Raw genomic sequence first — 5,153 nt, forward strand, 5'->3', positions numbered from 1 at the left:
ATGCGCACCCGCGAGGGCATGGCCGTCGCCCGCGCCAAAGGACGCCTCAAAGGACGCGCCCCGAAGCTGAGTCCGCGCCAGCAGCGCGAGCTTGCCCGGATGCACGCTACCGGCGACTACACCATTGCCGAGCTCGGCGAACTCTTCTCGGTGTCTCGGCCGACGGTCTACCGCGTCCTCGAGCGGGCCGGCGGGGAAGCCGACGACGCCGACGCGGCCGCGTGGCGGGTCTGATGGCCCGGTCTTGGCTCTCGATCCGTGTCGAGCTCGTCGAAGGCCACGCCGAGCCGCTCTGGCCCCGGCCGGGCCGGGTGTTCGCTGCGGCGCGCTCCCACACCTCCGCCGCGCTCCGCCACCGCGATCGATGATGCGTTCGCCCGGTGGGACCGAGCCCACCTGCACTTGTTCGATCTCTCCGGGAACCGGTTGTTGACCAGCCCGGAGTGGGACGACGTGCCGGAGGGCGCCCAGCCCAGTACCGGGGTCCGGCTCTCGGCGCTGGGCCTGGGGGAGCGGTTCGTGTACACCTTCGACCTCGGCGACGGCTGGACCCATCTGTGCACCGTCGCCCCCGCCCGGGTGGACGCGTTCCGGCTCGCCGAGCGCATCCCGGTGGAGCGCTACACCGAGGCCGTCGCGGACGGCGTCACGAACGCGCGGCCCGCCCTGGTCGGCCCGGTCTCCTACCTCCTGCTGGCCAAGCCGGCCGACGGGGCACCCGAAGGCTACGAGCCACTCAGCCGCCTCGACGACGTCGTCGCGGTGTACGAGCAACTGCTCGGTGAGCTCGCCGCGGCCGGTGCCGCGTGGGTGCAGCTCGACGAGTCGGCGTTCGTCACCGACCGCTCCGAGGCCGAGCTGGACGCGCTGCGCCGCGCCTACGAGCGCCTGGGCGCGGTGGCGAACCGCCCGCGCATCCTGGTCGCGACCGCCTACGGGGATCCGGGCCCGGCGCTGGACGTGCTGGCTCGCACCGACGTCGACGGCGTCGCCCTGGACCTCGTGACGGCCCCCGGGCTCGCCGACCGCGTGCCCGGCGTCACCGGCCTGCGCGACAAGACGCTGGTCGCGGGCGTGGTCGACGGCCGCAACGTGTGGCGCACGGACCTGCCGCGCGTGCTCTCCCGAGTGGCCTCCCTGCTGGGGAGCGTGGACGAGCTCGCGGTGTCCAGCTCGTGCTCGCTGCTGCACGTGCCCTACGACGTGTCGGTCGAGGAGACGCTCGACCCGCAGGTCACCGCCCGCCTCGCCTTCGCCCGCGAGAAAGTCGCCGAGATCGAACTGCTCGGCCGGGCGCTCACCCAGGAGGGCTCCGAGGACCTGCGCCGGGCGGTCTCCGACGCGGCCACCGCGGGCGGTGCCGCCGTGCGCGACGAGGCGATGCGGGCCCGTGTCGCCGCCGTCGAGGCCGGGGACAGGACGCGCGCTGACTACCAGGTCCGCCGCAAGGCCCAGGCCGACCGGCTCGGGCTCCCGGACCTCGCGACGACGACGATCGGCTCCTTCCCGCAGACCTCCGACATGCGCAGGGCACGCGCGGACCGCGCGGCCGGGCGGCTCGACGAGGCCGACTACACGGCCCGGATGCGCGGCGAGATCGAGCGCGTGATCCAGCTCCAGACCGACCTCGGCCTCGACGTACTCGTGCACGGCGAGCCCGAGCGCAACGACATGGTCCAGTACTTCGCCGACACCCTGCCCGGGTTCGCGACGACGTCGCTGGGCTGGGTGCAGTCCTCCGGCTCGCGCTGCGTGCGCCCGCCGATCCTGCACGGAGACGTCTCCCGCCCCGAACCGATCACGGTCGGCTGGGCCACGTACGCGCAGTCGCTCACGCCGAAGCCGGTCAAGGGAATGCTCACCGGACCGGTGACGATCCTGGCCTGGTCGTTCGTGCGTGACGACCAGCCCCTCGGGACGACCGCCGACCAGGTCGCGCTCGCGCTGCGCGACGAGATCGCCGACCTCGAGCAGGCCGGGATCGAGATCATCCAGGTCGAGGAGGCCGCGCTGCGCGAGCTCCTCCCGCCGCGCCGGGCGGACTGGGGCGCGTACCTGGACTGGGCGGTCGGATCATTCCGGTTGGCGACCGGCGGTGCCGAGGACTCCACCCAGATCCACACCCATCTCTGCTACTCCGAGTTCGGGGACGTCATCGACGCGATCGACGGCCTCGACGCCGACGTCACGACGATCGAGGCGGCCCGCTCGCGGATGGAGGTGCTGGCCGACCTGGAGTCCATCGGGTACTCCCGCGGGGTCGGCCCGGGCATCTACGACATCCACTCGCCGCGGGTGCCGTCGCGCGACGAGATCGCGGCGCTGATCGCCGAGGCCCGCCGCGCGGTCCCCGACGACCGGCTGTGGATCAACCCGGACTGCGGGCTGAAGACCCGCGGCTACGCCGAGGTCGAGCCCACGCTGAAGGCGATGGTCGAGGCGGCCCGCTCGGTGCGCTGACGCGCTCGTGAGCACTTTCCGGCGTTATGACACTGGAAAGTGCTCACGAGGCCGGCAGGCCACCTGCTACACCTGTTCACGTGTTGACGTCTCTCGACGACGCCGTGACCGCCTGGCTGCACGACCCGCTCGCGGGGTTCGCGGTCGGCACCTTCGGCGCGATCGCGGAGTTCCTGCACCCGCCCGACGCGCCGGTCACCGTCGAGCACCACGACGGCGTCCACACCGCGGCGTGCGCCGACGGGGCCCTGCGCATCGACCTGCGCGAGCCGGTCGGGGTTCACGTGAGCGCGCACGCCTGGCGCCGCCCGACCGGGACCGACGACTGGACCCACGGCGTCGCGATCTGCCTGCCCCACGACGTGGCCGCCGGGCCCGCCCGCACCACGGTCACCGTGCTCGGGCCGGATCCGGACCCGATCGTCCGTCCCGGGACCCTGGTCGACCTCGGGCTCGGCGTCGGACACCTCGAGGCCTGCATCCGGACCACCGACCCCGACCTCCTCGCCCGCTGCGAGGCCGCCGGGACCCTCGAGGGATCGTTGGTCGGCGCGATCCTCGCCGCGGGCGCCGCGCGGGTGTTCCGGACCGTCGCCGCGCGGATCGAGGTCGAGTCCCCGATCCCGCCCGCCGACGGCGAGAGCCCCCTCGGGCCGCACACCCACCTGCTGCCCGCCCTGCTGGCGCACCGGCGCACGCACCCGGCCACCGACCCGATCCCCGCGGGCCTCGTCCCGGTCGCCTCGGTGTTCCCACCGCACCCGTGCCGCGACGCCCTCGGGCGCGGGCACTCCTACGACGCGGCGACCGACGCCGCCTTCGAGGAGATCCTGGGGCGCCTGGGCGACCCGGAGGAGGTCGAGGCCACCCGGCGCGCCCGGGCGGGCCGGCCGGAGCCCCATCCGGCGGGCCTCTCCGCCGCGGCACGACGCGGCCGTCGGGTCGGGGAACGGCTCGCCGTGGCGGCCGCCACCGCCCCCGACTAGCAACCGTCGCGGATCTCGGGACGCCTCGTGTTGCCAATATCTTGCGGCAGCGAGAGGGTTGCGGTTGCATTGCACTGTCAGCCAGCCGGAGGAGCCCCATGGCGGAGTACGTCCTGCCCGACCTGCCCTACGACTACGGCGCTCTCGAGCCCCACATCTCGGGCAAGATCATGGAGCTGCACCACGACAAGCACCACAACACGTACGTGACCGGGCTGAACACGGCGATCGACGCCCTCGCCGACGCCCGCGAGAAGGACACGATCGGCTCCACCGCGCTGCTGTGGGAGAAGAACCTCGCCTTCAACTACGGCGGGCACATCAACCACTCGGTCTTCTGGCAGAACCTCAGCCCGGACGGCGGTGACCGCCCGACCGGAGACCTGGCCGCCGCGATCGACGCCGACTTCGGCTCGTTCGAGCTCTTCCAGAAGCACTTCACCGCGGTCGCGACGACCATCCAGGGCTCGGGCTGGTCGATCCTGGGCTTCGACACCCTCGCCCAGAAGCTGCGCATCTTCCAGCTGTACGACCAGCAGGCGAACGTGCCGCTCGGGATCATCCCGGTGGTCATGCTCGACATGTGGGAGCACGCCTTCTACCTGGACTACCTCAACGTCAAGCCGGACTACGTGAAGGCCTGGTGGAACGTCGTCAACTGGGCCGACGCCGCCAAGCGCTTCGAGTCCGCCCGCGGGACGCAGCTCATCTGAGCCGCCCCCTGATCGCGCGGTGATCGTTCCGACCAAGCTCGCTCACCGCGCTCCGGACGGCCCCCGGGGACACCTCTCGTCTCCCCGGGGGTCGTCGTGCGTCCGAGGTCAGTCGGTCTGGAGATGCCGCTGCCAGCGCTCCTCGACGCGCCCGAACTTCCACACGGAGAGGGCGACGATCCACGCGAGGACGAAGAGCCCGACGATGACGAACCCGACGTTGCCGAGGTCGAGATTCGCGACCCAGGCGAGCGGTCCGTCCTCGACGCCGAGCTGGTCGGTGAGGATCGAGATCAGCTCGATACCACCGATGACCAGGGCCACGAGCACCGACAGCGACGTGATGGTGATGTTGTAGAAGACCTTGCGGACGGGGCGCAGGAAGGCCCAGTCGTACGCGAAGCACATGAACACGCCGTCGAGCGTGTCGAGCAGGCTCATGCCCGCGGCGAAGAGCACCGGGAGCACGAGGATCGCGTACCAGGGCAGCGCACTGGCAGCGGCCCCTCCGGCGATGACGAGCAGCGCCACCTCGGTGGCCGTGTCGAATCCCAGCCCGAAGAGCAGGCCCACGGGGTACACCTGGACCGGCTTGCGGACCGCGCGCACCGCCCCGCCGAGGATGCGGTTCATCAGCCCGCGCTGGTCGAGATGGGCCTCGAGCTCGGCCTCGTCGAACTCTCCGGCGCGCATCCGCAGGAAGACCCGGACGAGGCCGACGAGGACGACCAGATTGATCAGTCCGATGACGATGAGGAACACCCCGGCGGCGCCGGTGCTGATGATCCCGCCGACCTGCTTGAGCGTGGAGCCGTCGTCGGAGACCTCGCCGGCCAGCGCGCGGGCACCGGCGGCGATGAGCGCGACCATGACGAACACGACGCTGGCGTGGCCCAGGGCGAACCAGAACCCGACCGAGAGCGGACGCCCAGGGCTGGCTCGCTCGGTGAGCAGCTTGCGGGTGGTGTTGTCGATCGCCGCGATGTGGTCGGCG

General features: G+C 72.2%; 5 protein-coding genes. 4 read left to right on the top strand and 1 reads right to left on the bottom strand.

Annotated features, from left to right (window positions below; all coding sequences use genetic code 11):
• The 4 genes from VGI02_RS05530 to VGI02_RS05545 form a co-directional block, all read left to right on the top strand.
• Positions 1-234, top strand: a 234-nt coding sequence (locus VGI02_RS05530) for a helix-turn-helix domain-containing protein (RefSeq protein ID WP_331626274.1), incomplete at its 5' end; no start/stop codon positions are given.
• 24 nt (positions 235-258) lie between these two features.
• On the top strand, positions 259-2,460 hold the full coding sequence (gene metE / locus VGI02_RS05535) for a 5-methyltetrahydropteroyltriglutamate--homocysteine S-methyltransferase (RefSeq protein ID WP_331626275.1): 2,202 nt from the start codon (positions 259-261) through the stop codon (positions 2,458-2,460).
• Between the two features lie 80 nt (positions 2,461-2,540).
• Entirely contained in the window at positions 2,541-3,446 is a 906-nt protein-coding gene (locus VGI02_RS05540) for a DUF6925 family protein (protein WP_331626276.1), read from the top strand.
• A gap of 98 nt (positions 3,447-3,544) precedes the next feature.
• Positions 3,545-4,159: a superoxide dismutase gene (locus VGI02_RS05545; RefSeq protein WP_331626277.1), complete on the top strand. Its 615-nt coding sequence runs from the start codon at positions 3,545-3,547 to the stop codon at positions 4,157-4,159.
• Positions 4,160-4,267: 108 nt separating this feature from the next.
• On the opposite strand, the gene VGI02_RS05550 is transcribed toward VGI02_RS05545, so the two are convergent.
• Positions 4,268-5,153: HoxN/HupN/NixA family nickel/cobalt transporter (locus VGI02_RS05550; protein ID WP_331626278.1), on the bottom strand; the 886-nt coding region annotated here is incomplete at its 5' end.

Origin of the sequence: Actinomycetospora sp., from assembly GCF_036497245.1 — a bacterium.
Lineage (GTDB): Bacteria > Actinomycetota > Actinomycetes > Mycobacteriales > Pseudonocardiaceae > Actinomycetospora.